Consider the following 3,858-nt stretch of genomic DNA (forward strand, 5'->3'; position numbering starts at 1 on the left):
TTGTGGATTTGATGGCATAAGTATAGTTTGTGTCTAAAATTGCTGGTCTTGGCTGTCTATATTTTAAACAATAAATTGCTGTATTGCAAGCATAGTCAGCTTTTAAAGATGAATTATTGTTTTATTGGTCAGCAATAATTGTCTGTTTTTTCTTTAATTTTACATGACAAGTTTGAAAGAGCCTGCTAGTTATCACAAAAAGAAAGATGTTATTGAGCAGGTGGAAAAAGAGTTGCCCAATATTAGGCTAGAGTTTTTACCAGCTTATAGTCCAGATTACAACCTAATAGAATTAGTGTGGCATTCCGCTAAAGAATACATAGCTAATCGAGAATTTGAAAATAAAGAAGAACTAGAAAAAGTAGTCAATCAGCTTTTAAATGAAGGGGGATTGGCTCTTCTCGACTTTGTGTGATAATTTTTGCTTATGAAATTGTGAAATGTTTACTGGGAAAGACTTTTAGGACTATTTTGAAACTATCAGTATAGACCTCGTTTCCACACAGAAACCAGAAGAGCCGGGGATTGATTATTAAATGGAGTAGAAAACTTAAAAATAAGGGTAATGCTGTCAATGTAACTTAAATGCGTAAAAGCTTAGTAACCGTTTTCCTGTAGGATCAGGGTTGGCTGAAAAAGTCTGAAATGCCGCTAGGAAAAAGGTTTCGACTCAATTAAGCGATCGCCGCTTTTGTAGGTTGGATTGACCTAAGGAAACCCAACACAGAATTAAATAACCAACTAAAATAATCTATACTAAGCCAATAAAGCCTGTTTTATTGGGTTTGCTGCCTCCTATTGACAGTAGGCTAAAACTAATAATGAATATCATCGTCGCAATTACTCGTGGACTGGAGACAACAACTGATTATTTTTACCCGTTATCCAGAATTGGGGAAAGTAAAAACCCGTATGATTCCAGCTTTGGCAGCCGAGGGAGCCGAAGAATTACACCGCAAACTGGCCGAATATACTCTCAGTAAATTAGCGGGTTTGAGGAATTTTCTCTCTCTGATCATTTACTACCATGGCGGCAGCGAGGAAAAAATGCGTACTTGGTTAGGTGAGCATTATTGCTATCATTCTCAACGGGGAAAAGACTTAGGAGAAAAGATGCAAAATGCTTTTGCCGATGGTTTTGCTCAAGGGATGACAGCGATCGCTATGATTGGCACAGATTGCCCAGAAATCGGGGAAAAAGAGATTTTAGCAGCCTTTGAAGCCCTAAAAACCCACGATATGGTTTTAGGGCCGGCGTTAGATGGAGGATACTACCTAATTGCTTTAAAACAGGTCTTTCCAGAGCTTTTTGACGGTATTCCCTGGGGAACTGGGGAAGTCTTGGCCAAAACCCAGACAATCGCCGCTAAACTGGCTTTAAAGACCGCTTATCTGCCTAAATTAGCCGATATCGATCGCCCGGAAGACCTGCCCATCTTAAAAAAATACCTGCCAGAATTAAGGTTGAACGATGACGGGGGTTCCCATGCGGACTAAATCAAACAACACTTTCACATCCCGATTCCGCATCCGCACACAACCATGGGAAGCAGCGCGACCGAGGGAATTTTCCGCAGGGGTGCCGTGAAAACCGATGGAATTTTTGCCGTCACTCCAAAAACCGATCCATCTTTCCCCTAGGGGACTATTGGGACCGGGAGCGCTGACTTTTCCCGTCCAAGGACTTTTCCAGACGGGATTGCGAACTAATTCCCGCACTTCAAATTTACCGGTGGGGGTTTCCCAGCCTTTTTTGCCGACGGCGACGGCAAATTGCGCTAGAACTTTACTATCTTGATAAACGTAAACTTTTCTCTCTTTCAGTTTTAGGACCAGATGGGTAGCGAGAGTTTGATTGGCTGCGGTATTCGGGGTGACGGTGCTGATTTGGTTAGCTTGGGCCGGATATACGGGTAAACAAGTTAATCCTAATCCGATGATTAAGAGGGTCAAATTTCGTTTGAACGCCATTATTCCCACACTCCTCAATTGCGATAGCGATAATTTTTAAGGATAGCAAATAGGGAACTTTTTGGAAGCTCAAGCCGCTTATACTGTGCCAGTTTTAGCTTCGTACTGCCGACAACCTTCACAGGGACCCGGGGGATTAACCGCACAACGCAAGTGGGGAGAATAGGCATTAAAACGACAACTAAGATCACCGATAAAGGCCGGTTTATTTTCTGTGTCTAGAGGGATTGACAAAAAATTACTGGCCATCACCGTGCTGTATTCGTGACGATAGCGAATCCCTCTCAAACGGTTGCTTAATCTCTGTTGGGATCGGTTAATTAACCAGAGACTAAGCAGAGAGGGAAAGAGAGCGAGGATAAAAACAAGGGTTATCCTGATCACGATTTCAGTTTAGGCGATCGCCAGTGCTGCTAACTTATTATCGAGGCCGGCGCTAGAAATTAGGCCATAACTAGGGAAGACTTCAGGGGTTCTTCCTTTTTGCTTTCATAAACTGCCCCAGAACTGGGGAATCCTCTGGTTAGTTCCCGGACTTTAATCTCACCTGCTTGCAGGGATTTGGTCAAAATTTCCATGGCAACCACGGGTTTACCCGCACCACAGAAGAATAAATCGGCGGCGAAATAGCCGTGTTCAGGCCAGGTGTGGATCGCGATATGAGATTCAGCTAAAGTCGCCGTCGCGGTAACTCCGTGGGGACTGAACTGGTGGACACACAAATCGATCAGCGTTGCTTCTCCTGCCGTAATTCCATCGAGGATAGCGCGACGAATGCGCTCGGGATCGTTGAGGAGGTCAGCAGGTACTTGCCAAGCATCGACAATCAAATGGGTTCCCAGTTTGGTCATTTTTTTTTCAATACTCCCTATCGAAAAACCTTCACAGAATTGCCAGCATAACACAATTTTTCTAACTTGTGCAAAAAAGATCAGGTTTTTTTTTGGGTACTTTCTCTAAAAACTGATACAGAGCAGGGGAGAAGGGTGTGGGGTGTGGGGTGTGGGGCGAAAGCTTACTTTTGCTTGACAATAGTATCGTTAGGCGTTAGAATTTGATCATCAGTTATAGCAGTGTGCAGTCGTATGAGGTACAGTGTCACGAGCTATAAACCATGCTAGGCAAAGCTTGGTCTGTATCTCACTCAAGCGCTTACCGCTATAATCAGTTATCAAAGTGACAGTTATCATATGATCATAAATTTCAAGTCCGAAGAGACTAAGCTCATTTTCGAGGGGTTTCAGTCTCGTCACTATCCCCCTGATATTCAATCGGTCGCTCTACGAAAACTGCTAATCCTTGCAGCGGCGTTATCGATTAATGATCTGCGTGTCCCACCGGGTAATCGGTTGGAGAAGTTGCAGGGCGATCGTCAGGGCCAGTACAGCATCCGTATTAATGACCAATGGAGAATTTGCTTCATTTGGACTGATGAAGGCAATGCTGATCAGGTAGAGATAGTGGACTACCACTAAAATTAGCTAAATGCAATGAACAGCAACACTTCGACACATTTCGACAGGCTCAATGTAAAAGCTCAGTTCCACCGTTTGCCAAATATCCATCCCGGTGAAATCCTCAAGTTAGATTTTCTGGAACCGCTCAATATTACCCCCTACAGACTGAGCAAAGATTTAAGCGTAGCTCAAACTCGTATCGGTGAGATTTTAGCGGGTAAGCGTAGTATCACCGCGGATACAGCTTTGCGTCTGTCACGATATTTTGGTAACAGTCCTCAGTTTTGGCTGAATCTTCAAACAGACTACGATCTCCGTCAAGCTCAGGCAAAGAATGCCGAAGTTTATAAGCACATTCCCATCACTCCATTTATAGATGTAGCTTAGGGGACTAATTTTATCTGGGAGGGGGGACAGGATTAGTGGGGAC

At 43.6% G+C, this 3,858-nt stretch carries 6 protein-coding genes and 1 pseudogene; 4 read left to right on the forward strand and 3 right to left on the reverse strand.

What is annotated here, in order from left to right; all coding sequences use genetic code 11:
• Positions 1–184: 184 nt before the first annotated feature.
• Positions 185–415: pseudogene (locus IQ224_RS22455) on the forward strand (transposase); the annotation flags it as partial.
• 431 nt (positions 416–846) lie between these two features.
• Entirely contained in the window at positions 847–1,497 is a 651-nt protein-coding gene (locus IQ224_RS22460) for a TIGR04282 family arsenosugar biosynthesis glycosyltransferase (protein ID WP_002742082.1), read from the forward strand.
• On the opposite strand, the gene IQ224_RS22465 is transcribed toward IQ224_RS22460, so the two are convergent.
• The 3 genes from IQ224_RS22465 to speD form a co-directional block, all read right to left on the reverse strand.
• On the reverse strand, positions 1,459–1,971 hold the full coding sequence (locus IQ224_RS22465; RefSeq protein ID WP_002742081.1) for a L,D-transpeptidase: 513 nt from the start codon (positions 1,969–1,971) through the stop codon (positions 1,459–1,461). The two genes, IQ224_RS22460 and IQ224_RS22465, sit on opposite strands and share 39 nt — an antisense overlap.
• Before the next feature lie 78 nt (positions 1,972–2,049).
• Entirely contained in the window at positions 2,050–2,355 is a 306-nt protein-coding gene (locus IQ224_RS22470) for a DUF6464 family protein (protein ID WP_002742080.1), read from the reverse strand.
• A 59-nt stretch (positions 2,356–2,414) separates the two neighbouring features.
• Entirely contained in the window at positions 2,415–2,822 is a 408-nt protein-coding gene (speD, locus tag IQ224_RS22475; protein WP_002735723.1) for an adenosylmethionine decarboxylase, read from the reverse strand.
• A gap of 339 nt (positions 2,823–3,161) precedes the next feature.
• Between speD and IQ224_RS22480 the strand changes: the two genes are divergently transcribed.
• Both IQ224_RS22480 and IQ224_RS22485 read left to right on the forward strand, forming a co-directional pair.
• Positions 3,162–3,446, forward strand: coding sequence for a type II toxin-antitoxin system RelE/ParE family toxin (locus IQ224_RS22480; RefSeq protein WP_002742078.1), 285 nt, complete (start codon positions 3,162–3,164; stop codon positions 3,444–3,446).
• A 15-nt stretch (positions 3,447–3,461) separates the two neighbouring features.
• Positions 3,462–3,815 carry a HigA family addiction module antitoxin gene (locus IQ224_RS22485; protein WP_051048454.1) on the forward strand — a complete coding sequence of 118 codons (354 nt, stop codon included), beginning with the start codon at positions 3,462–3,464 and terminating at the stop codon, positions 3,813–3,815.
• Positions 3,816–3,858 lie beyond the last annotated feature (43 nt).

The organism is Microcystis sp. LEGE 00066, from assembly GCF_015207925.1.
Classification (GTDB): domain Bacteria; phylum Cyanobacteriota; class Cyanobacteriia; order Cyanobacteriales; family Microcystaceae; genus Microcystis; species Microcystis ichthyoblabe_A.

Coding starts and splice junctions, on each gene's coding strand:
- IQ224_RS22465 (WP_002742081.1), bottom strand. CDS start 1,971: ATGGCGTTCAAACGAAATTTGACCCTCTTAATCATCGGATTAGGATTA.
- speD (WP_002735723.1), bottom strand. CDS start 2,822: ATGACCAAACTGGGAACCCATTTGATTGTCGATGCTTGGCAAGTACCT.
- IQ224_RS22480 (WP_002742078.1), top strand. CDS start 3,162: ATGATCATAAATTTCAAGTCCGAAGAGACTAAGCTCATTTTCGAGGGG.
- IQ224_RS22485 (WP_051048454.1), top strand. CDS start 3,462: ATGAACAGCAACACTTCGACACATTTCGACAGGCTCAATGTAAAAGCT.